This is a genomic window from Bacillus sp. BD59S, from assembly GCF_007363175.1.
Taxonomy (GTDB): domain Bacteria; phylum Bacillota; class Bacilli; order Bacillales; family Bacillaceae_G; genus Bacillus_A; species Bacillus_A pacificus.
The window spans coordinates 250,001-273,390 of sequence record NZ_CP034686.1 but is presented as its reverse complement, the minus strand read 5'-3'; the positions used below and the strand labels follow the sequence as shown (position 1 = coordinate 273,390).

At 37.7% G+C, this 23,390-nt stretch carries 20 protein-coding genes, 1 rRNA gene, 1 riboswitch and 1 other annotated feature (1 of these 23 cut by a window edge); of the genes, 4 read left to right on the top strand and 17 right to left on the bottom strand.

Annotation, left to right across the window (positions count from 1 at the left end):
• Positions 1-2: 2 nt before the first annotated feature.
• The 3 genes from ligA to EKQ63_RS03420 are packed head-to-tail and all read right to left on the bottom strand — an operon-like array spanning position 3 to position 4,973.
• The gene (gene ligA, locus EKQ63_RS03430; RefSeq protein ID WP_087951957.1) at positions 3-2,012 is read right to left on the bottom strand and encodes an NAD-dependent DNA ligase LigA; all 2,010 of its coding nucleotides are present in this window, start codon (positions 2,010-2,012) and stop codon (positions 3-5) included.
• Between the two features lie 15 nt (positions 2,013-2,027).
• A complete protein-coding gene (gene pcrA / locus EKQ63_RS03425; RefSeq protein WP_140168488.1) occupies positions 2,028-4,271 on the bottom strand; it encodes a DNA helicase PcrA in 2,244 nt (747 codons plus the stop codon).
• 12 nt (positions 4,272-4,283) lie between these two features.
• The gene (locus tag EKQ63_RS03420; protein WP_000272093.1) at positions 4,284-4,973 is read right to left on the bottom strand and encodes a heptaprenylglyceryl phosphate synthase; all 690 of its coding nucleotides are present in this window, start codon (positions 4,971-4,973) and stop codon (positions 4,284-4,286) included.
• Between the two features lie 336 nt (positions 4,974-5,309).
• Between EKQ63_RS03420 and EKQ63_RS03410 the strand changes: the two genes are divergently transcribed.
• From EKQ63_RS03410 to EKQ63_RS03400, 3 genes are all read left to right on the top strand, one after another.
• Entirely contained in the window at positions 5,310-5,687 is a 378-nt protein-coding gene (locus EKQ63_RS03410; RefSeq protein ID WP_087951955.1) for a YgaP family membrane protein, read from the top strand.
• A 209-nt stretch (positions 5,688-5,896) separates the two neighbouring features.
• On the top strand, positions 5,897-6,742 hold the full coding sequence (locus tag EKQ63_RS03405; RefSeq protein ID WP_071726239.1) for an SPFH domain-containing protein: 846 nt from the start codon (positions 5,897-5,899) through the stop codon (positions 6,740-6,742).
• Positions 6,743-6,758: 16 nt separating this feature from the next.
• Positions 6,759-6,923, top strand: a complete 165-nt coding sequence (locus EKQ63_RS03400) for a type II toxin-antitoxin system antitoxin (protein ID WP_001085173.1) — start codon at positions 6,759-6,761, stop codon at positions 6,921-6,923.
• A gap of 36 nt (positions 6,924-6,959) precedes the next feature.
• On the opposite strand, the gene purD is transcribed toward EKQ63_RS03400, so the two are convergent.
• From purD to rrf, 13 genes are all read right to left on the bottom strand, one after another.
• Entirely contained in the window at positions 6,960-8,231 is a 1,272-nt protein-coding gene (purD, locus tag EKQ63_RS03395; RefSeq protein WP_087951954.1) for a phosphoribosylamine--glycine ligase, read from the bottom strand.
• Positions 8,232-8,783: 552 nt separating this feature from the next.
• A complete protein-coding gene (purH, locus tag EKQ63_RS03385; protein ID WP_143880723.1) occupies positions 8,784-10,319 on the bottom strand; it encodes a bifunctional phosphoribosylaminoimidazolecarboxamide formyltransferase/IMP cyclohydrolase in 1,536 nt (511 codons plus the stop codon).
• Between the two features lie 24 nt (positions 10,320-10,343).
• The gene (gene purN, locus EKQ63_RS03380; protein ID WP_087951951.1) at positions 10,344-10,931 is read right to left on the bottom strand and encodes a phosphoribosylglycinamide formyltransferase; all 588 of its coding nucleotides are present in this window, start codon (positions 10,929-10,931) and stop codon (positions 10,344-10,346) included.
• On the bottom strand, positions 10,928-11,968 hold the full coding sequence (purM, locus tag EKQ63_RS03375) for a phosphoribosylformylglycinamidine cyclo-ligase (protein ID WP_143880722.1): 1,041 nt from the start codon (positions 11,966-11,968) through the stop codon (positions 10,928-10,930). Before purM ends, purN begins: the two co-directional genes overlap by 4 nt.
• 102 nt (positions 11,969-12,070) lie before the next feature.
• Entirely contained in the window at positions 12,071-13,486 is a 1,416-nt protein-coding gene (gene purF / locus EKQ63_RS03370; protein ID WP_000879025.1) for an amidophosphoribosyltransferase, read from the bottom strand.
• Positions 13,471-15,690 carry a phosphoribosylformylglycinamidine synthase II gene (gene purL, locus EKQ63_RS03365; protein WP_048553307.1) on the bottom strand — a complete coding sequence of 740 codons (2,220 nt, stop codon included), beginning with the start codon at positions 15,688-15,690 and terminating at the stop codon, positions 13,471-13,473. Before purL ends, purF begins: the two co-directional genes overlap by 16 nt.
• Complete coding sequence (gene purQ / locus EKQ63_RS03360) at positions 15,674-16,357, bottom strand: phosphoribosylformylglycinamidine synthase subunit PurQ (RefSeq protein ID WP_000666779.1); 684 nt, start codon at positions 16,355-16,357, stop codon at positions 15,674-15,676. Before purQ ends, purL begins: the two co-directional genes overlap by 17 nt.
• Positions 16,354-16,608 (bottom strand): phosphoribosylformylglycinamidine synthase subunit PurS, encoded by a 255-nt coding sequence (gene purS, locus EKQ63_RS03355; protein WP_001992479.1) that lies wholly within the window; start codon positions 16,606-16,608, stop codon positions 16,354-16,356. Before purS ends, purQ begins: the two co-directional genes overlap by 4 nt.
• A complete protein-coding gene (gene purC / locus EKQ63_RS03350; RefSeq protein WP_087951949.1) occupies positions 16,601-17,320 on the bottom strand; it encodes a phosphoribosylaminoimidazolesuccinocarboxamide synthase in 720 nt (239 codons plus the stop codon). The genes purS and purC overlap by 8 nt, the downstream gene beginning before the upstream one ends.
• Before the next feature lie 88 nt (positions 17,321-17,408).
• Complete coding sequence (gene purB, locus EKQ63_RS03345) at positions 17,409-18,716, bottom strand: adenylosuccinate lyase (protein WP_000625682.1); 1,308 nt, start codon at positions 18,714-18,716, stop codon at positions 17,409-17,411.
• The gene (gene purK / locus EKQ63_RS03340; protein WP_087951948.1) at positions 18,713-19,864 is read right to left on the bottom strand and encodes a 5-(carboxyamino)imidazole ribonucleotide synthase; all 1,152 of its coding nucleotides are present in this window, start codon (positions 19,862-19,864) and stop codon (positions 18,713-18,715) included. The genes purB and purK overlap by 4 nt, the downstream gene beginning before the upstream one ends.
• Positions 19,861-20,346: a 5-(carboxyamino)imidazole ribonucleotide mutase gene (gene purE, locus EKQ63_RS03335; RefSeq protein WP_000839367.1), complete on the bottom strand. Its 486-nt coding sequence runs from the start codon at positions 20,344-20,346 to the stop codon at positions 19,861-19,863. Before purE ends, purK begins: the two co-directional genes overlap by 4 nt.
• Before the next feature lie 110 nt (positions 20,347-20,456).
• A riboswitch (purine riboswitch) is annotated at positions 20,457-20,558 on the bottom strand.
• Between the two features lie 450 nt (positions 20,559-21,008).
• Positions 21,009-21,124 (bottom strand): 5S ribosomal RNA (rrf, locus tag EKQ63_RS03325).
• Positions 21,125-21,185: 61 nt separating this feature from the next.
• Positions 21,186-21,284 (bottom strand) — a sequence feature (23S ribosomal RNA rRNA prediction is too short).
• Positions 21,285-21,659: 375 nt separating this feature from the next.
• Between rrf and EKQ63_RS03320 the strand changes: the two genes are divergently transcribed.
• Positions 21,660-22,451: a sulfotransferase family 2 domain-containing protein gene (locus EKQ63_RS03320; protein WP_143880721.1), complete on the top strand. Its 792-nt coding sequence runs from the start codon at positions 21,660-21,662 to the stop codon at positions 22,449-22,451.
• Positions 22,452-22,537: 86 nt separating this feature from the next.
• On the opposite strand, the gene EKQ63_RS03315 is transcribed toward EKQ63_RS03320, so the two are convergent.
• Positions 22,538-23,390: the 3' portion of a DMT family transporter gene (locus tag EKQ63_RS03315; protein WP_173602330.1), read on the bottom strand. The gene runs 80 nt beyond the window's last position; only the last 853 of its 933 coding nucleotides appear in the window; its start codon lies beyond the right edge, outside the window; it ends in the stop codon at positions 22,538-22,540.

The following is a 23,390-nucleotide window of genomic DNA, read 5'->3' as shown; positions in this document are numbered from 1 at the left end:
TCTTACTTATTTAGCTCTTGTAAGAACCTCTCTTCATTCCAAACCTCGACATTATGTTTCTCCGCTTGTGCTAATTTCGAACCTGCCGCTTCACCTGCAACAACTAAATCCGTACTTTTACTAACACTTCCTGTTACTTTTCCACCTAATGCCTCAATCTTCTTCTTCGCTTCACTACGTCCCATAACTTCTAATTTCCCTGTTAAAACGACAGTTTTTCCTGCGAAGTACGACTCAACGTTTTGTAAATCAGCAATTTTCATGCCTTTATATGTCATGTTCACGCCGTATTCTTTAAATTGTTGTAATAACTCTAATACGTCTTCATTATCGAAATACGTTACTACGGATTGAGCCATTTTTTCACCAATTTCATTAATTGCTTTTAGTTCTTCTTCCGTTGCCTTCACAAGCGCATCCATCGTTTCGAAATGCTCTGCAAATGTACGTGCTGCTTTCGCTCCGACATGGCGAATACCAAGACCGAATAATAATCGCTCTAATGAGTTTTCTTTAGAATTCTCAATTGCTTGTACTAAATTCGTTGCTGATTTTTCTCCAAATCGTTCTAGCTGTAATAATTGCTCTTTCGTCAACGAATATAAATCAGCAAATGTACGAATATAATCTGCCTCAAAGAGTTGTGTAATGACACGTTCTCCAAGTCCATCAATATTCATTGCATTTCTTGAAACGAAATGGATTAACCCTTCTCGAATTTGAGCAGGACAAGTTGGATTTATACAACGAAGTGCTACCTCTTCTTCTAAACGAACTAATTCACTCTCACATGCTGGGCAATGCGTTGGCATATGATATTCTTCTTCCTCACCAGTACGCTTATCGAAAATAACATTCACAACTTCAGGAATAATATCTCCAGCCTTCTTCACAACAACGTAGTCACCAATTCGAATATCTTTTTCACGAATTAAATCTTCGTTATGTAAAGAAGCACGACGAACGATCGTACCAGCCACTCGCACTGGCTCTAGCTCTGCAGTCGGTGTTACAACCCCTGTACGACCAACACTTAATTCGATGCCTGTTAATCTTGTTACAACTTCTTCAGCTGGGAATTTATAAGCAATTGCCCATCTTGGACTCTTTGCTGTAGTGCCTAGACTTTCTTGAAGAGCAACATCATCTACTTTTATAACGATCCCATCAATCTCATAATCAAGATGCGGACGTTTTTCTTGCCATTCTTCTACATAAGCTATAACTTCTTCAATTGTTTCACATGTGCGTCGATTTGGATTTGTTTTGAATCCAAGTTCACCTAAGAAATCAAGCGATTCACTATGTGATGGGATTGTTTTTTCTTCTACATTCGCAAGACCGTATACAAACATAGATAAGTTACGCTTGGCTGCAATTTTCGGATCAAGTTGGCGGATTGAACCTGCTGCCGCATTACGCGGGTTTGCAAATACATCTTCACCATTTTGCTCTTTTTCTTCATTTAACTTAACGAATGAACGCTTCGGCATATAAGCTTCGCCTCGTGCTTCTAACGTTACTTCTTCATTTAAACGAAGCGGGATTGCTTTAATCGTTTTTAAATTTTGAGTAATATCTTCACCTGTTACACCATCACCACGTGTTGCCCCTTGAATGAAGCGTCCTTTTTCATAATGAAGTGAAACAGCAAGTCCGTCAATTTTTAATTCGCATATATATCTTACATTCGCATCATCAATTCCTTGACGTACTCGTCGGTCAAAATCACGTAAATCTCCTTCGTTAAATGCATTTCCTAAACTTAACATCGGTGACTTGTGTGTTACTTTTTCAAATATATCAAGAACCGTTCCCCCAACGCGAACGGAGGGAGAATCTTCACTCATAAACTCTGGGTTCTCTGCTTCTAATTTTATAAGCTCCTGCATATTACGGTCATACTCCGCATCAGAAACAGAAGGATTGTCTAACACGTGATATTGATAGTTAAATGTATTTAACAAATCACGTAGTTCTTCTATACGTTTTTTTGCTATCTCTTTTGACATATCCTCATTCCTTTCCTATTGTTTCGTCACAGGTGCAAATTTTGCTAACAAACGTTTAACACCAATTGGGCTTGGGAATGCAATATCTAATTCTTTTGCATCACCTTCACCTTTTACACTTACAACTGTACCGATTCCCCATTTTTGGTGGGAAGCTTTATCGCCTACTGCCCAGCCGATTTGTTCGCCGCCTGTCGTCTTAGCTGTAGGACGCGCGAAAGCTGAGCGAGAACGTGTTGTAGTTGTCGTTTTACTGCTACTTACCGTTCTTCCTTTTGCACCAAACGAAGTTTCACGCTTCGGCGCTGTTTCATTTAATGATTCCACTAGTTCTGTCGGGATTTCTGTAATGAATCGAGATGCGGCATTCATACTTGTTCTACCAAATAATGTACGCATTTGTGCATTGGATAAATACAATTCTTCTTCTGCACGAGTAATACCTACATAAGCAAGACGACGCTCTTCTTGCATTTCATCTTCTTCCATTAGAGAACGAGTATGCGGGAATATTCCTTCCTCTAAACCAACAATAAAAACAACTGGGAATTCTAATCCTTTCGCTGAGTGCATCGTCATTAAAATAACTTCCTCACCAGCAGTTGGGTCTTCATCTACACGATCAATATCTGCAACAAGTGCTAAGTCTGTTAAGAATGCAACAAGGCTCTTATCTTCGCTTTGAGATTCAAATGTTTGCGTAACAGATAAAAACTCATCTAAGTTCTCTAGACGACCTTCCGCTTCTAAAGTACGCTCGTTTTTCAACATGTCGCGATAGCCGGTTTTTTCAATAACTTCTTCTACCAATTCTGTAACAGATAAATACTCTTGCATATTTACCCAGTTGTGTAATAAACCTGCGAATTCTTTTACTGCCTTTGTAACCTTTGCACTTACTCCAACATGCTCAATCTCATCGAATACAGCTGTTAATGAAATTCCATTTTGTACACCGTAATTAATAATTTTATCGATAGAAGTCGCACCAATTCCGCGCTTTGGCACGTTAATAATACGTGCGAAACTAATCTCATCATCTGGATTCCCAATTAAGCGTAAATACGCCAAAATGTCTTTAATCTCTTTACGGTCGTAGAACTTCGTACCGCCGACAATTTTGTAAGGAATATTAGATTTCAGGAAAATCTCCTCGACCATACGAGACTGCGCATTTGTACGATATAACACCGCAAAATCAGTATATTTTCGTTTTCCCATTTGAATATCGTCGCGAATTTTTTTCGCAACAAAGTATGCTTCGTCCTTTTCCGTTGCAGCACGATAGTAAGAGATTTTGCTTCCAACTTCATTATCTGTCCATAATTTCTTCGGTTTACGATTCGTATTTCTTTCAATAACAGCATTCGCTGCATTTAAAATATTTTGTGACGAACGATAATTTTGTTCTAACAGAATGACTTGCGCATTCTCATAGTCTTTTTCGAATGACAAAATGTTAGAAATGTCCGCACCACGCCAGCGATAAATTGACTGATCTGAGTCACCTACAACACATAAATTTTTAAAACGTGCTGCCAAATGTTTAACAAGAAGGTACTGCGCTTTGTTCGTATCTTGATACTCATCCACGTGAATATACTGGAATTTACGCTGATAAAACTCTAGTACTTCTGGAACACGTTCAAATAGTTGAATCGTCGTCATAATTAAATCATCAAAGTCTAGTGAGTTATTTTTCAAAAGACGTTTTTGATATTCTGTATATACATCGCTCGTTAATTTTTCATATGGATCAGCAATTGTAATTTTCTTTGCATATTTATCCGCAGATAACAATTCATTTTTCGCATTACTAATACCAGCTAAAATAGAGCGCGGCTCAAATTTCTTCGGATCAATATTGCGCTCTTTCATAATTTTTTTGACTACAGTTAACTGATCACCTGAATCTAAAATTGTAAAGTTACGATTAATACCAATGCGATCGATATCACGTCGTAAAATACGTACACACATAGAGTGGAACGTAGAAATCCAAATATCTTCAGCTTCTGGTCCGACAAGTGTATCAATACGCTCGCGCATTTCACGAGCCGCTTTATTTGTAAAGGTAATAGCTAGTACGTTCCATGGTGCTACTCCTTTTTCACCAAGTAAATACGCAATACGATGTGTTAACACACGTGTTTTACCACTACCTGCGCCTGCCATTAATAGAAGTGGTCCGTTCGTTGCTTGTACTGCTTTTTGTTGCTGCGGATTTAAACCATTCAATAGTCTATCTGTCATACTCATATACGCCTGCACCTACTCTCCTTTTACTGCTTTAACCGTTTTTAACGCTGCTTTTATATCATCATAAATAATATTTCCAACAACTACTGTATCAGCATGCTGCGCCATTTCCTTCGCCTGTTCAGCATTAGAAATACCACCGCCATAATATAACTTAGCTTGTTTCAATTGTGCTTTTACATTTTTAACAAGTTCAACATCTCCATACGTACCGCTATATTCTAAATAAAATATCGGTAAACGTAATAGCTTGTCTGCTAAACGCGCGTATGCAATTACATCATCTTCTGTTACATCACACTTTGCATCTGTAAGCTGGGCTACCTTCGCTTCAGGATTTAAAACACAATACCCTTCCATGAAAATTTCGTCCCAATCCATAATATCCCCAAATTCTTTCAAAGCCTCATGATGAACGCCTGTTACCCATTCTACCTTTCGGCTATTTAAAACACTTGGGATATAATAAAAATCGAATCCTGGTGTAATTGCTTCTACATCAGAAACCTCTAGCACACAAGGAACTGCATATCTACGAATGCTAACTAGCATGTGTAGTACATTATCAATTGTCACTCCATCACTTCCGCCTACAATAACAGCATCTGTTCCAGACTCACAAATCATTTCTAAATGTTCGTCACTTAATTCCTTATTCGGATCAAGCTTAAATACATGTTTCCATCCGGAAATATCGTACATGAAAACACCCTTTCTTTTCTCAAGTTTTATATATTTCTGTTTAAAATAACAGTTTATTTTCATTAGGATTTTTTAAGTTCACCTTAAATATTTGTTTAAAGCGGAGAATTAAGTTTGGAATCCCCTCTTCCACATTTTTTAAACGAGAGGATTTAATTTTGAACTTCCTTTTATGCATTCTTTCATTATAACAAAAAAAGCTACTTACACACACGCACAATCCAACATCTTTTTCCACGTCAAATGTTGGATTACATATCCCCAAAATCAAACGGGATACTAATAAGAGAAATAGTATTATCTATTTCAACTTTCATAAAAAGGAGTGTTTTTCTAATGAAGCAAAATATCGGTACAATAAATGCCCTAATTCGAATTACACTCGGACTTGTCCTCTTCGGTTGTAGTGCAACGAAACTCGTGCGCAAACCTTGGTGCACTTGGTCTAACATTTTGCTATGGATTGGTGCAATGAAAGTTGCAGAGGGAATTGTTCGTTTCTGCCCTATTGTTGAAATGTGGAAATTCGGAAAATACATGAACATGGGGGCATTTAAAATGCCTAGCATGAATTTTGCTGAAAAGGGACATACTAAAGAAGAAGTGAACCAAACTTCCAATCATGACAAACCACAGTCAAATGGAAGTTATGACGCTTCTGACAAAGAGATTGAGTCAGCGATTGAAGATATAATCCTGGCAAAACCGCTTTGAATCATTTGTCACGATGCAAGATGCTCTCAAAGGGACTTAGCTGCTGCAGTGGGCGGTTAAGTCTTCTTTATTTTACCATAAAACAGAACGTACATTCTCATTTCAAACATTAAAATATACATAATCAATAAAATTCAGAAAATTAGGTGTAAATCTCTTGCTTAAAATGATATAAAAGTGATATCATTTTTATATCAGGAGGCGATCATATGAAAGAAAAACAAGTATTTTATGTTAATGGTTTTCTTGGGATTATTGGAATTTTGATTTTAGCCGCTATCGGTGTATTTTTCTTCGTGCAAGAAATTTTTATAGGAGCAGCATTAACTATTGTTTTAGCCGCAGTTCTTGCTACAGGTATTGGTATTGTTCAACCAAACCAAGCAAAAGTCATTACGTTTTTCGGTAATTATTTAGGAACAATTCGTCAAAACGGTTTATTTTTAACGATTCCGTTCGCGTTCCGTCAAACTGTATCGTTACGTGTTGAAAACTTTAATAGTAAGAAATTAAAAGTAAATGATGTCGACGGAAACCCAATTGAAATTGCAGCTGTTATCGTATATAAAGTTGTTGATTCTGCAAAAGCAATGTTCGGCGTTGAACATTATGATCGATTTGTAGAAATTCAAAGTGAAACGGCAATCCGCCACGTTGCAACGAAATATCCTTATGACAATTTCCAAGATGAAACCTGCGTTACATTACGCGGAAATACTGAAGAAATCTCTGAAGAATTAAAACGTGAGTTAGAAGCACGCCTTGAAATCGCTGGTGTAGAAGTATTAGAAACTCGTTTAACACATTTAGCTTACGCAACAGAAATTGCCCATGCAATGCTACAACGTCAACAAGCAAAAGCAGTATTAGCTGCTAGAAAAGAGATTGTTGAAGGTGCTGTGAAGATGGCAAAAGATTCAATCCATATGTTAGATGAGGAAGGCGTACTAGAACTAGATGACGAGCGTAAAGCAAATATGGTGAACAACTTATTAGTTGCCATCGTTTCAGACAAAGGTGCGCAACCAGTTATTAATACAGGAAGCCTATACTAAAAGGTTGTAAATCATTATGGCTAAAAAGAAAAGCTTTCCATTACGTATTGATCCTGAATTACACGCAGTCATCGAAAAATGGGCGAATGATGAGTTTCGTAGCGTCAATGCACACATCGAGTATTTACTTCGAGAAATGGCAAAGCAAAAAGGTAAATTAAAAAAAGATAAAGATGTATAAAAAATCTCGCTGATTTCTCAGCGAGATTTTTACATATTAGCTTCTCATCATCTCATGCCCAATTGCACGATATCCTATATCACTTCGGTAAAATAGACCATCACTCTCAATTTTACCGATTTCTTTATACACCTTATCTTTCGCTTCTTGTAAACTATTCGCCTTACAAGCAACAAATAGTACACGACCACCGTTTGTTACAAAATCACCATGCTTCATCGCTGTACCTGCATGGAAAACAATTACATCTTGCAATGCATCTAACCCATTAATACTATCACCTTTTTTATATACTTCTGGATATCCTTTCGAAGCAAGTACAACGCCAATAACTGCTTCTTCTGACCATTGTAACGTTAGTTCACTCTCATCTAATACAGCGTTACATACATCAACTAAATCATTTTCTAGGCGTGGTAATACAACTTCCGTTTCAGGATCACCAAAGCGAGCATTAAACTCAATTACCTTTGGACCATCATTTGTTAAAATAAGTCCCGCATATAAAATCCCTGTAAACGATCGATTTTCTGCAATCATCGCTTTAGCAGTTGGATGCAATACGTTTTTTATCGCCTCTTGAACTGCTGATTCCGGAATTTGTGGTACTGGAGAGTATGCACCCATTCCACCTGTATTTGGACCTTTATCTCCATCAAAAGCTCGTTTATGGTCTTGCGCGATTACCATCGGATGCACATTTGTTCCATTCACAAATGCCATTAATGAAAATTCTTGTCCATCTAAAAACTCTTCAATAACAACCTTCTTACTTGCTTCGCCGAACTTTACATCTTGTAGCATTTCTTTCGTAGCTTGTAATGCTTCTTCAAGCGTCATCGCTACTGTTACACCTTTACCAGCAGCTAGGCCATCCGCTTTAATAACGATTGGTGCACCAACTTTTTGAATGTACTGTACTGCTTCTTCATAATCTGTAAAAGTTTCATATGCCGCAGTTGGAATATTATACTTTTTCATCAATTCTTTCGTAAAAGCTTTACTACCTTCAATAACAGCAGCCGCTTTATTCGGACCAAATACGCGAAGCCCCTCTTCTTTAAAACGATCAACGATTCCATTCATAAGTGGAATTTCTGGTCCAACGAAAGTTAATTCTACATGATTCTCTTTAGCAAATAAAACTAATGCATCAAAATCATTTTCATCAATATCAACTGGCGTTGCAACATCTCGCATACCTTCATTACCTGGTGCTACATACACCTTTTTCACTTTTGTAGATTGTGCAAACTTCCAAGCTAAAGCATGCTCACGCCCACCGCGGCCAATTACTAAAACGTTCATATTTCATCCCCCAATACTTAAATAAGTACAAACTAGAAGCTATGCTCCTAGTTTGTTTTCATATCACTGTAAGTTTAAAAAGGAGGATCAAGAGAACCGAGCAGGTCGAGGCGCACTTGACAGGAGGACACGGAGTGTAGTTTTCCTACATGAGTACCGCACTGGCAATGCAACGACGACATGCGAAGGTTATCTTAACCAGACTTTTAAACATCCATATCAATCAAAGTTTAAAAAGGAGGATTAAGAGAACCGAGCAGGTCGAGGCGCATTTGCCAGGAGGACACGGAGTGTAGTTTTCCTACATGAGTACCGCACTGGCAATGCAACGACGACATGCGAAGGTTATCTTAACCGGACTTTTTAAACATCCATATCAATCAAAGTTTAAAAAGGAGGATTAATTTAAAAAGGAGGATTAAGAGAACCGAGCAGGTCGAGGCGCATTTGCCAGGAGGACACGGAGTGTAGTTTTCCTACATGAGTACCGCACTGGCAATGCAACGACGACATGCGAAGGTTATCTTAACCGGACTTTTTAAACATCCTCTATTAGTGTTTGAAATGACGTACGCCAGTGAACACCATCGCAATCCCATACGTATCCGCCACTTTAATAGAATCTTCATCACGGATTGATCCGCCTGGTTGAATGATTGCTGTAATTCCTGCTTTTGCTGCTTCTTCTAATGTATCTGGCATTGGGAAGAAAGCATCAGATGCAAGCGCGCTACCTTGTGCTTTTTCACCAGCTTGTGTAATTGCGATTTTTGCAGAACCTACACGGTTCATCTGTCCCGCACCGACACCAATTGTCATATCATCTTTCGCTAAAACAATTGCATTTGACTTCACATGTTTTACAACTTTCCAAGCTAGTTTTAAATCTTTCCATTCTTGCTCTGAAGGTTCACGTTTTGTTGGAATTGAAATTGTACTTTCATCTAACGATAACGTATCTTCCTCTTGAACAAGAAGTCCGCCTTGTACAGAAGTTAGTTTTTTGCTCGCACTTGTCGATTTTTCAATATTTACAGTTAGTAAACGTAAGTTTTTCTTACTTTGCAACACTTCTAAAGCTTCTTTTGAGAAAGAAGGTGCAATAATAATTTCTAAGAAAATTTCATGTAACTTTTCAGCTGTAGATTTGTCGATCTCACGATTCGCTGCAATAATCCCTCCAAAGATTGATACTGGATCCGCTTCATAAGCACGTGTGTATGCTTCATGAATATCAGTTCCTACCCCAACACCACATGGATTCATATGTTTTACTGCTACTACTGCTGGTTCTGTAAATTCTTTTACGATGCTAAGTGCTGCGTCTGCATCATTAATATTGTTATATGATAATTCTTTACCGTGTAATTGTTCTGCGTATGCAACAGAAGAAGTTGCTGCGAATGGCGCTTTATAGAAAGTTGCCTTTTGATGTGGGTTCTCACCATAACGTAAGTCTTGCTTTTTCTCAAATGTCACAGTTAATGTTTCTGGGCTTTCTTCACCCATTTGCTCTGTTAAGTAGTTAGAGATTAACGCATCATATGCTGCTGTATGGCGGAATACTTTCGCTGCTAATTTACGTTTCGTTTCTTCTTTTACTTCACCGTTCTCTTTCAGTTCTTCTAATACAACATCGTAATCTACTGGATCTACAATTACCGATACAAATTTGTGATTTTTCGCTGCAGAGCGAATCATTGTTGGGCCACCAATATCAATATTTTCAATTGCATCAGCAAATGTTACATCAGGCTTAGCGATTGTTTCTTTGAATGGGTATAAGTTAACGACAACAAAATCAATCGGCTCCATACCTAACTCATTCATTTGTGCTACATGCGTTTCATTATCGCGAACTGCTAATAGACCACCATGAATATTTGGATGTAATGTTTTCACACGACCATCCATAATTTCTGGGAAACCAGTTACTTCAGAAATACCGATTACTTGTAAGCCTTTTTCTTCTAGTAATTTTTTTGTACCGCCTGTTGATATAACTTCGATCCCTTGTTCTAGTAAACCTTTAACAAATTCTACTACTCCTGTTTTATCTGAAACACTTACTAATGCACGCTTTTTCATTTACCCTTCACCCCTGGTTGTATGTTAGTTAACAGTTGGTTCTTTCGTAGATTGAACAATTTGATTCACTGTATTTACGTATAATTTATGTTCAACTTGTTGAATTTTCTTTTGTAAGCTTTTTCTCGTATCCCCTTCAGAAACAACTACTGCTTCTTGTGCAATAATTGGCCCTGTATCCATACCTGCGTCTACATAATGAATCGTTACTCCAGTTACTTTCACACCTGCTTCTAACGCTTGACCAACAGCATCTTTCCCTGGAAAACTCGGTAATAGTGATGGATGAATATTAATAATCCTTCCGCCGTAAGCTTCTAGTAAAGTTGGTCCAATTAAACGCATATATCCAGCTAAAATAACATAATCAATTTCATACTCTTCTAGCTTCTTTAATATCTCTTTTTCAAACGCTTCTTTTGACTCATATGCTTTCGCTGAAAAAGCGAAACACGGGATATGATGATAATGTGCTCGCCCAACAGCGCGTGCTTCTGGTTTATCACACACTAATAAACTAATTTCTGCATCCAATCTTTTTTCTTCTACCGCATTAACGAGAGATTGAAAGTTAGATCCGCTTCCAGAAGCAAAAACTGCTAATCTACTCATAGCGCTGTGCCTCCATTAAAAGTAACGCCAGCTCCTTGTACAGTGCGTCCAATAATACGAGCAGTTTCTCCTTGCTCTTCAAGAAGACGAACAACATCTTTTGCATCTTCTTCCTTCACCGCTACTACCATACCAATACCCATGTTAAAAATATTGAACATTTCTTTCTCTTCCAACTTGCCAACTTCTTGAAGTAAACTAAAGATCGGCTGAATTTCCCAAGATCCTAATTCAATTTCTGCACCGATTCCTTCTGGTAACATACGTGGAATATTTTCAATGAATCCGCCACCTGTAATATGTGCCATACCGTATACTTCATATTTCTTCAATAGTTCTAAAATAGGTTTGACATAAATTTTCGTTGGTTTTAATAATTCTTCACCAAGAGGTAGCTCTAAGCGTCCGTAAATGCGAGCTAAAGATAGTTCTCCATCTTCTAGTAATACTTTTCGTACTAAAGAATAACCGTTACTATGAATACCGCTAGATGCTAAGCCAATTAATACGTGACCAGCTTCAATATTTTCACCTGTTATAATTTTCTTTTTATCAACGATCCCAACTGTAAAACCAGCTAAATCGTATTCTTCTGTAGAATACATTCCTGGCATTTCAGCTGTTTCTCCACCAATTAAAGCACAACCTGCTTGGCGACAGCCTTCTGATATACCTTTGACGATGTTTTCAATTTTACTAGGTTCAGCTTTACCACAAGCAATATAATCAAGAAAGAAAAGCGGCTCTGCTCCTTGGACAACAATATCATTTACACACATTGCAACCGCATCAATACCAATTGTGTCATGTTTATCTGCCATAAAAGCGAGCATCAATTTCGTTCCCACGCCATCTGTTCCAGATACTAATACAGGTTCTTCTAATGCAAATTTTGATAGGTCAAACATACCTCCAAAACCGCCTAAACCGCCTAGTACTTCTTTTCTCATTGTTGTTTGTACGTGTTTTTTCATGCGAGATACCGCTTCATATCCAGCTTCAATATCTACTCCTGCTTGCTTATATGCATTCGCCATCGTTATCTACACCTCGTCTTTTAATTTCTCCCTATCCTGTGCGGGCCGTTTTAAGAAAGAAGCTAGCTTCTACATCAAAAAGAAGTAGAAGCTTTTTTCTTCTTATTTCATACTTTCTAAAAGCTCTTGCTCATAATCATAAAGAGCTGTTGGATAATCTCCATTGAAGTACGCCATACATAGGCCACCGTATTTCCCTTCATATGGACGTCCAATTGCATCTACTAATCCATCTTCACTTAAAAATGTTAATGAGTCTGCACCGATCATTTCACGAATTTCTTCTACCGTATGATTTGCTGCAATTAATTCTTTTCTCGTTTGAATATCAATGCCATAGAAACATGGATATTTCAAAGGTGGTGAAGCTATTCTTACGTGAACTTCTGTCGCTCCAGCCTCGCGAAGCATACGAACAATTCGTTTACTCGTCGTTCCTCTTACGATAGAATCATCAATCATAACAACTCGTTTTCCTTCAACTACACCTCTTACTGCTGAAAGCTTCATCTTAACCCCTTGCTCTCGCAGTTCCTGAGAAGGTTGAATAAACGTACGTCCAACGTAACGATTTTTAATTAATCCTAACTCATATGGAATACCTGTCGCCTCCGCATAGCCAATCGCAGCTGAAATACTAGAGTCTGGTACACCAGTAACAACATCTGCTTCAATAGGAGCTTCTGCCGCCAAACGTTTCCCCATGTTTTTACGTGCTGCATGAACGTTAACGCCTGCGATATTAGAATCTGGTCGTGCAAAGTAAATGTATTCCATACTACAAATTGCATGTTCTACATCGTTTGTGAAACGATCTACGTGAATTCCTTCATCATTAATGATAAGTAATTCACCCGGTTCTACATCACGAATGTATGTTGCACCTACTACATCAAAAGCACATGTTTCAGATGCTACAACGTAAGCATCTCCCATCTTTCCAATTGAAAGGGGACGGAATCCATTTGGATCTAGCGCAACAATCATTTCATTTCCAGTTAGTAAAAGATATGCAAACGCACCTTTCACTTTATTTAGAGCTTCTTTTACACTTTCAATTAACGAATCTTTCGTACTACGTTTAATAAGATGTAAAAGTACTTCTGTATCTGAACTTGTTTGAAAAATACTTCCCTCTGCCTCTAATTCGCGGCGAAGCATTTTTGCATTAATTAAATTCCCGTTATGAGCTAATGCCATACTATGATCGGAAAAACGGAATAGTAATGGTTGAACGTTAGCCACTTCACTTCCACCAGCCGTCGCGTATCGTACGTGTCCGATTGCTGATTTCCCGTTCAATCCTTCTAGCTCTCCTCTTGAAAACACTTCCGATATTAAACCTAACCCCTTGTGACCGACGATTTTTTCTCCATTATTTACGACAATGCCTGCGCCTTCTTGCCCACGGTGCTGTAAACTGTGCAATCCGTAGTATGAAACTTGTGCCGCATTTTCATGCCCCCAAATTCCGAAAACGCCACATTCTTCGTTTAACCCCTTTATTTCAGCAAGCATGGGATTGCCCCTTTCCAAGCCTTTCTCATTTCATCTACATTTGCTGTAAGTAATACTTCATTTTCTTCATTATGAATTGTCACTTCATTTGTATTTGTTACTTCTCCAACTTGAATTGCTTCTACCGCTTTCTCGAACGCTTCTTTATTTTCACGTTTTACAGTTATCACGAAGCGAGATTGTGATTCCGCAAATAATGCCGCTGTTGCTTCCCCGTCTAATTTCACAGTAGCACCTAAGCCGTTAGCACCAATTGCACTTTCTGAAATCGCAACTGCTAAACCACCTTCAGCAACGTCATGTGCAGATTGAACAAGGCCAGCTTGAATTGCTGCTAATACTTGTTTTTGACGTTTTAATTCTACGTCTAGATCGATACTTGGTGATTGGCCGAAAATTTTGCCGTGAAGCATTTTCTGTAATTCACTTCCACCAAACTCAGCTTTCGTCTCTCCGATAACATAAACTAAATCGCCAGCTTGCTTAAACTCTTGTGTTGTTACATGCTTTAAGTCATGTACTAGTCCGACCATCCCAACTGTCGGTGTTGGATATACCGCTTCACCACTACGTTCGTTATACATTGATACGTTTCCGCCAATAACTGGTGTTTGTAATGTGCGACAAGCTTCACTCATACCATCTACTGATTTCTCAATTTGCCAGAAGATTTCTGGTTTCTCTGGATTACCGAAGTTTAAGCAATCTGTAATTGCAAGTGGCTCTCCTCCAGAACATACGATATTACGTGCTGCCTCTGCTACTGCAATTTTACCGCCCACTTCTGGATCTAAATAAATGTAGCGAGAGTTACAATCTGTCGTCATTGCTAATCCTTTTTCTGTACCGCGTACACGTACAACTGCTGCATCTGAACCCGGTGTAACAACTGTGCTTGTGCGAACTTGATAATCATATTGATCATAAACCCACTCTTTACTTGCAATCGTCGGTTGTTGTAATAGAGCGAATAACGTTTCTTTATAATTTTCTACTTTTGGTGTTTCCATTTTCATCTGCTGGAATTCAGCAAAGTATGCTGCTTCTTGTGATGGTTTATGATAAATTGGCGCTTCTTCTGCAAGAGCATCCGCTGGTACTTCAGCTACCATTTCACCTTTATGGAATAAACGAAGCATTTTGTCTTCCGTTACTTTCCCCATCGTAACGGCTGCAAGACCATACTTCTCAAATAAGTCTACTATTTCTTGCTCTCTACCTTTTTTCACAACAATTAACATACGCTCTTGTGATTCAGAGAGCATCATTTCATATGGTGTCATTCCTGTTTCTCGTTGCGGTACATCATCTAAGTACATTTCAATACCCATTCCTGCTTTACTTGCCATTTCTGCAGAAGATGATGTTAAACCAGCTGCACCCATATCTTGAATTCCAACAAGTGCATCTGATTGAATAAGTTCTAAACAAGCTTCAATAAGAAGTTTCTCCATAAATGGATCTCCTACTTGAACTGCTGGACGCTTCGCTTCTGAGCTTTCAGATAACTCTTCAGATGCAAATGTAGCACCGTGGATACCATCACGACCAGTTGATGCTCCTACGTACATTACTGTATTTCCAGCACCGTGCGCTTGCCCTTTTTTAATGTCTTCGTGGTTAATTAAGCCTACGCACATTGCATTTACAAGTGGATTTCCTTCATAACATGGATCAAACTGTACTTCGCCGCCAACAGTCGGAATACCGATACAGTTACCGTATCCTGCAATTCCTGCTACTACTTCTTCGAATAAGTATTTCACACGTGGTGATTGTAATTCTCCAAATCGAAGTGAGTTTAATAGAGCTACTGGACGTGCTCCCATAGAGAATACGTCGCGAATAATACCACCAACACCTGTTGCTGCTCCTTGATATGGTTCAATAGCAGAAGGGTGGTTATGACTTTCCATTTTAAATACAACCGCTTGATTATCACCGATGTCTACAATTCCAGCACCTTCCCCAGGCCCTTGCAAGACGCGCTCACCTGTTGTTGGGAATTTTCGAAGTACTGGTTTTGAATTTTTATAACTACAATGTTCAGACCACATAACAGAGAATAATCCTGTTTCTGTATAATTTGGCAGACGTCCTAAAATCTTTTCAACCATGGCAAACTCTTCGTCTGTTAGCCCCATTTCCGCATATATGCGCTCTTCTTTAATTTGTGTTGGATTTGGTTCAAGCATTAACGACATATGTTTCCCTCCACTGTTTTAAGATAGATTGAAAGACTTTTAACCCTTCAGCACCGCCAAGTAATTCATCTACAGCACGCTCTGGGTGTGGCATCATACCAAGTACATTTCCTTTTTCGTTCACAATACCTGCAATATCTGAAACGCTACCATTCGGGTTTTCCACGTAACGGAATGCGATTTGATTATTCTCTTCTAATTGCTTAAGAGTCTCTTCATCACAATAGTAATTCCCCTCACCATGTGCAATTGGAATATTAATTACTTCATCTTTTTCATATTGTGATGTAAACATCGTTTCATTATTTTCAACACGCAACTGAACTGTTCGACACATAAATTTTAAGTTTTCGTTTCTCATTAATGCTCCTGGTAGTAATCCTGATTCAACAAGAATCTGGAATCCATTACATACACCTAAAATTGGCTTTCCTTGCTCAGCAGCTTTTTGCACTGCTTTCATTGCATTCGCAAAGCGAGAAATAGCACCGCAGCGTAAGTAGTCACCGTAAGAGAATCCACCTGGTAGTAGAATTGCATCATACTCATCTAAATTCTCTGTATCGTGCCAAACGTAATCTACTTCTTCGCCAAGCTCATCTTTAATTGCATGGAACATATCAACATCACAGTTCGAACCTGGAAATACTATTACGGCAAATTTCACTGTGCGACAACCTCCTCAACTTCATAACGGAAGTCTTCCATTACAACGTTTGCTAATAGTTTTTCACACATTTCCTTTACCTTTGCGTCAAGGTCAGTTACCGATTTATCAATTGTTAGTTCCATGTACTTTCCGATTCGAACATCTTGTACTTCTGTGAATGAAAGACTATGAAGTGCTCCTTTCACTGCTGTTCCTTGTGGATCTAATACGCTTTCTCTTAATGTTACATATACCTTAACTTTATACATGTGAAATTCCCCCTAAACGTTTTAAAATCTCTTCATAAGCATCTGTTAAATTTCCAAGATCACGACGGAATACGTCTTTATCAAACTTCTCATTGCTCGTTTCATCCCATAAACGGCAAGTATCTGGTGAAATTTCATCTGCTAAAATGATTTCTCCTTCATCCGTTACACCAAACTCTAATTTAAAATCTACTAATCTTACACGACAGCTTGCGAAATGATCAATCAACACTTGATTGATTTGTAGAGCCATCTCTCGTAATACGCTTACTTGCTCTGGCGATGCAACGTTTAATACACGAATATGATCTTCCGTTACAAGCGGATCTCCTAAATCATCATCTTTGAAGTAAAATTCTACGATTGGTTCTGCAAGTACAGTTCCCTCTTCCATTCCTAATCGTTTTGAAAGACTTCCTGCAATTACATTTCTTGTGACAACTTCTAAAGGAATAATACTCACTTTTTTAACAAGTTGTTCTGTTTCAGATAGCTTCTCAACAAAGTGTGTTTCAATTCCTACTTCTTGTAACTTTCTGAACAATAAAGTTGTAATCTCATTGTTCAAACGACCTTTTCCTGTAATCGTCTCTTTTTTCTCCCCATTGAAAGCAGTCGCACTATCTTTGTACTCTACCCAAACCATATCTGCTGATTCTGTACGATAAATTCTTTTTGCCTTACCTTCATACAGCAATTCTAGCTTTTGCATTTCGCAAGCCCCCTGTAGTTTGAAAAATGTGAATAATGTTTTTATAAAGAATGGCACAGAATGACTCTATTCTGTGCCATATGAAATTTTACGCTTCGTTTAATCCAAGGCGTTCAAAGATTGTATCAACGTGTTGCATATGATGCTCATAGTTGAAGCATTCATTAATTTCTTCTTGTGTTAACTTGCTCGTAATACGCTCATCAGCTTCTACAAGCTCTTTAAATTGTACTTGTGTTTCCCAAGCTTCCATCGCTTTAGGCTGTACGATATCGTAAGCTTCTTCACGTACCATACCTTTATCGATTAATGTAAGCATTACGCGCTGAGAATAAATTAAGCCGTATGTTCTTGTCATATTGCGTTTCATATTCTCTGGATATACAGTTAAGTTTTTAACGATATTACCAAAGCGATTTAGCATGTAATTTAACGCGATTGTAGCATCTGGTAAAATTACGCGTTCTGCTGAAGAGTGAGAAATATCACGCTCGTGCCATAATGGAACATTCTCATAAGCTGTCATCATATAACCGCGGATAACACGAGCTAAACCAGTCATATTTTCAGATCCAATTGGATTACGCTTATGCGGCATTGCAGAAGAACCTTTTTGACCTTTTGCGAAAGCTTCTTCAACTTCACGTGTTTCACTCTTTTGTAAACCACGAATCTCAACTGCCATCTTTTCGATAGATGTTGCGATTAATGCAAGTGTTGACATGTAATGAGCATGACGATCACGTTGCAATGTTTGTGTTGAAATTGGTGCTGCTTCTAATCCTAAGTTTTCACAAACATACTTTTCTACGAATGGATCAATATTTGCGTATGTACCAACCGCACCAGATAATTTACCAACGCGAACTGTATCAGCAGCTTGCTTGAAACGCTCTACGTTACGTTTCATTTCTTCATACCAAAGACCAAGTTTTAAACCAAATGTTGTTGGTTCTGCATGAACACCGTGTGTTCTTCCCATCATGATCGTGTACTTATGCTCTTTCGCTTTGTTAGCTAAAATGCTTACGAAGTTTTCTAAGTCTTTTAATATGATTTCATTCGCTTGTTTTAAGATGTAAGATAACGCTGTATCTACTACGTCTGTAGATGTTAAACCATAATGAACCCATTTACGTTCCTCGCCTAATGCTGGTGTTTCTGATACAGCACGAGTGAATGCAACTACATCATGACGTGTCTCTTTTTCAATTTCATAAATACGATCAATATCAAATGATGCATGCTCGCGAATTTTCTTAACATCTTCTTTTGGAATATCGCCAAGCTCAGCCCATGCTTCACAAGCTAAAATCTCAACTTCTAACCACGCTTTAAATTTGTTCTCTTCCGTCCAAATTGCACCCATTTCTGGGCGTGTATAACGACTAATCATCTTTTTCCCTCCAACAGTTGTTCTTGATGGTCCCAAATATGCAAACTCTTTGCTTTTTCTAGAGCGACTTCAATATTATCATTTAAAATATTAACATGCCCCATTTTTCGCTGCGCTTTTGCTTCTTCTTTTCCATACAAGTGTAAATAGCACCCGGTTAATCTATTCACTTGTCTTAGGACCCCTTCTATATGTTCGCCTAAAATGTTTACCATGACAACTGGTTTTAACAAATTTGTTTCTCCAAGAGGTAAATTACAGATTGCTCGAATATGTTGACCGAATTGACTCGTTTCGCATGCATCTTGTGTATAGTGGCCTGAATTGTGAGGTCTTGGCGCTAATTCATTAATGTAAATCTCACCATCAGCTGTAGCAAACATCTCTACCGCTAGTGTTCCCACAAGTTCTAGTTCATCCGCCAGCACTTTTGCATAAGCAATTGCTTTTTGAGAAAGTTCTTCTGTAATGCGAGCTGGAACGATAGATTCATGCAAAATGTTATTTACATGAATATTTTCCGCTACCGGAAATACTTTCGTTTCACCACTTACGCTACGAATGACAATAACTGATACTTCTTTTTCAAAAGGTACCCATTTCTCTAAAATACATTCTGCTGCATTTGCAAGCTCTTTCGCTTTATCAATGTCAGCTTCACTTCTTAAAACAACTTGCCCTTTCCCATCATATCCACCTGTCGTTGTTTTTAAGACGGAAGGATATGATAACTCGGCGATTGCTTCAGTAAGCTGCTCTTGATTTTGAACCAATCTATACGTTGCTACTGGTAATCCCGCTTTTTCTATTGCATTCTTTTCTGTAAAACGATTTTGTGTTTTACTTAACAACTGACTGCCTTGCGGTAAGTAAGCATGTTTTTCAAGCCATTGCAAACATCTATAATCAATATTCTCAAATTCATATGTGACAACATCACTGATCTCCGCTAAATGCTGAATTGCTTTTAAATCGTCATATGATGCAACAATTTCAATATCAGCAACTTGTGCACATGGTGAATTTTTTGTAGGATCTAAAACAGCAATTTTATATCCCATCTCCTTAGCTGCCAATGCCATCATTCTTCCTAGCTGGCCGCCTCCAATAATGCCGATTGTTTTTCCAGGTAAAATGATTCTCGTCATACTAGCTCACTACCTTCGCGCACATCTTTTTCAATTGCTTCTCTTCTCAATTCTAATGCATCATGTATATCATCATGGAATGATCCAAGTATTTGTGCAGCAAGTAAACCAGCATTTGTTGAACCAGCCTTACCAATTGCAACAGTTGCAACTGGAACCCCTCCTGGCATTTGGACGATGGATAATAATGAATCTAAGCCGTTTAACGCTTTTGATTGAACTGGAACTCCGATTACAGGAAGATTCGTCTTCGCCGCAACCATTCCTGGTAAATGCGCTGCTCCACCAGCTCCAGCAATAATAACTTTCAATCCACGTTCACGAGCCGTCTCTGCATATTCAAACATATAATCCGGAGTCCGATGAGCGGATACAACTTTTTTCTCATACGGTATATTTAATTCATCTAAAATGTCACAAGCATATTTCATTGTTTCCCAGTCTGACGTGCTTCCCATTATGACTCCAACTAGTGATTTCATATTAGAATCCCCCCGATTCAAATAAAAAAAGCCTGAAATAGAACAGTTTCTCTTTTACTATGAGAGAAAGCGCTCTACTCAGGCATACGTATCCCTTGTGAATAGAAAAATACCGAGTGACTTTCCCCCATAGTCTAACGAATAACGGTCGTTAGGTAGAGACTTGCAGGCCATATCCCCGCGATTATATGAGGTCTTATATATTATTCTTTCTATGGCTATATTAACAATATTTCATAAACAATGTCAACAAATAATCGAATGTTTTTTTATTACTCATCAATAACGTTCGTGTTTTAGTTATATTCAAAAGAATAATTGTAACTATATGCAAGAAGGATAAGCAATTAGAATATATATTTCTAGAGATCTACCATACACAAAACGGTTTGTATATTAATTCCGTATGCTTTTGTATAAAGTTAAACTTTAATCAGCCCTCACCAATCGGGCTTTTCTTACTCTCATTATGTAAAATGTATACTTGTAATAGAAATAACAGTTCCTATCATAAGGATTGTTTGGGGGCACTTAGAAAGCCTGAAAAGCAAAAAAATCATTACTATTACCCTCAATAGCCTCATTTTCATTCTTTTCTCTCATTAAGATTACTAAATAAAAATAAACACAAAAAAACCTAAGTCGAAACGACTTAGGTTTTTGCTTGGCGACGTCCTACTCTCACAGGGACAAGGTCCCAACTACCATCGGCGCTAGAGAGCTTAACTTCCGTGTTCGGTATGGGAACGGGTGTGACCTCTCTGCCATCATCACCAAACTATGAAGGCATATTCCTTCAAAACTAGATAACATTTGCTACATATTATATGGTTAAGTCCTCGATCTATTAGTATTCGTCAGCTCCACATGTCACCATGCTTCCACCTCGAACCTATCAACCTGATCATCTTTCAGGGATCTTACTAGCTTACGCTATGGGAAATCTGTATTAGGCACGCCGCCAGCGTTCATCCTGAGCCAGGATCAAACTCTCCAATAAAGTTAGTTTGTCTAGCATCTAAAATAAAAATTGACGTTTCACGTTGTTTGTTTCGTTCAGTTTTCAAAGAACTGCTTGGTCGCTCATTTGCGACTTCCTTATGTTAACATTTTCATCTTTCAATGTCAACTAAGTTTTTCATTTCGTTTGTCGCTTTCGACGTTGTTGTCATCGGCGACTTTTTCTATATTACACTCCTATTCAATAATAGTCAATATTAATCTTTCACTTTTTTAGAAAAGATGAAACAGTTACTCATATTCCTCTTTATTTTTCATACATATAATTAAAATATCTGAAAGGGGTGTAGAGATTGTTCGATCCTCCCTTATCACACATCATCAATGCCCATTCAAGAACCCCACATTATCATAAGAAATTTCCTATCATTCTATTTTGGAGCCAAAAAAGTGGTTGTACTTCTCTTGCCAAGTGGTTCTTTTACCAGATTGATTTATTACAAACAGCTCTAAGTTATAGCCCTTTCATTCATAATTATGAATATGATATATACAAAAGTACACCTGCCTATAATGTACGACTAGGTATAGCATTACGAGAAAAACAAAAAGAAACTTTTAAACTTGTTCGTAACCCTTATAGGAGAGCAGTGAGCTCTTTCGTATCCTTAATCGCACCTCCCTATATAGAGAATCCCGAATGGAAGCCCATCCGAAAGTTTCTATATCAAGATGAAAATTCCTCCAAAGGATTCTCTTTTAAACAATTTCTATACTATCTATTTATTAATCGTACTCAGCCAAATGATATTAACCCGCATTTTACACAACAATATATAGCTGGTGAAGAAGAATATGTGACCAATTATATATTCTTAGAAAACTTCGATCAAGCAATGAAAACATTAGAAAAACGTTTCGAATTAAAAACCGCTCCAATAAATGAATTCTCAACATCATGGCATCATCAAACTCCCGCCATGACCTATAAAGGAAATTTTAGCGAAGCAGATATTACTGATCCTTTATTTCCTCGCTATCCTACTTTCGAAAGTTTTTATGATGCCGAATGTATACAACTCGTTCAAACAATATTTCAAAATGATTTCAATACGTATAGATATAGTAGAGAATACCTATACTGATTTCAATCTATTATCTTTGCCAAATATAAAAAACACCTTATATATATTAGGTGTTTTTTATATTCAAACCATATACAGCATGCTGCTTAGCATTCCTTACTATTCAAGTTATCCTTCTTTAATAACTTACTTATCTTTTGTTTATCCGCCCATCCTACCCCTATTAAAACTAAACTTCCTCCTATTACTATCTTCCAAGTTAAAGCTTCATCTAATAAAACAATTGAGGCAACAATACTTATTAACGGTAAGGCATTTAAATATAATCCACTTACCGATGCCGAGACTGACTCTAATGCTCTATTCCAAAACCAATACGCTAAAATTGTTGCTCCAATAACAAGATATATTATACTTAGTCCGGCCTTCCATGTTTCAACCTTTGGAAAACCGTAATAAAAAATTTCTACCGTTGCAAATGGTAATAGAATAACAGCTCCAATAATTAAAGTTAGTGTTGTAAAAACCTTTTTTGATAGATACTGTTCTTGTTTTGGTCTTTTCAGCAATACTGTATAGAAAGCAAATAAAAAAGTACTTAATAAAATAAGGGTATCTCCTATTAAAGATACTTCTTGATCGACGTTACTAGATGGAATGGTAATAAGAAGTACCCCGGCAGCCCCGAGTACAATACCGATCCAATAATTAAGCTGAATTTTTTCTTTTAAAAAGAACGCTGAAAAAAGAATTGTAACTAAAGGTAAAGCAGCATCAATAATACTAACATGCAATCCACTTGTTAAAGAAATACCGTAGGATGTGAACATAAAATAACCAGCTACACCAGTAAAAGATAGTAAATTCATCCTTTTCCACGGCACTTGTTTATGTGCAACCGATCTTTTTAATTGTTTAAATGAAAATAGTAAACAGATTCCACCCGCGAAGAAAAGACGAATAAATAACAAAGTAAATGGCTGAATAGATTCTAATGCC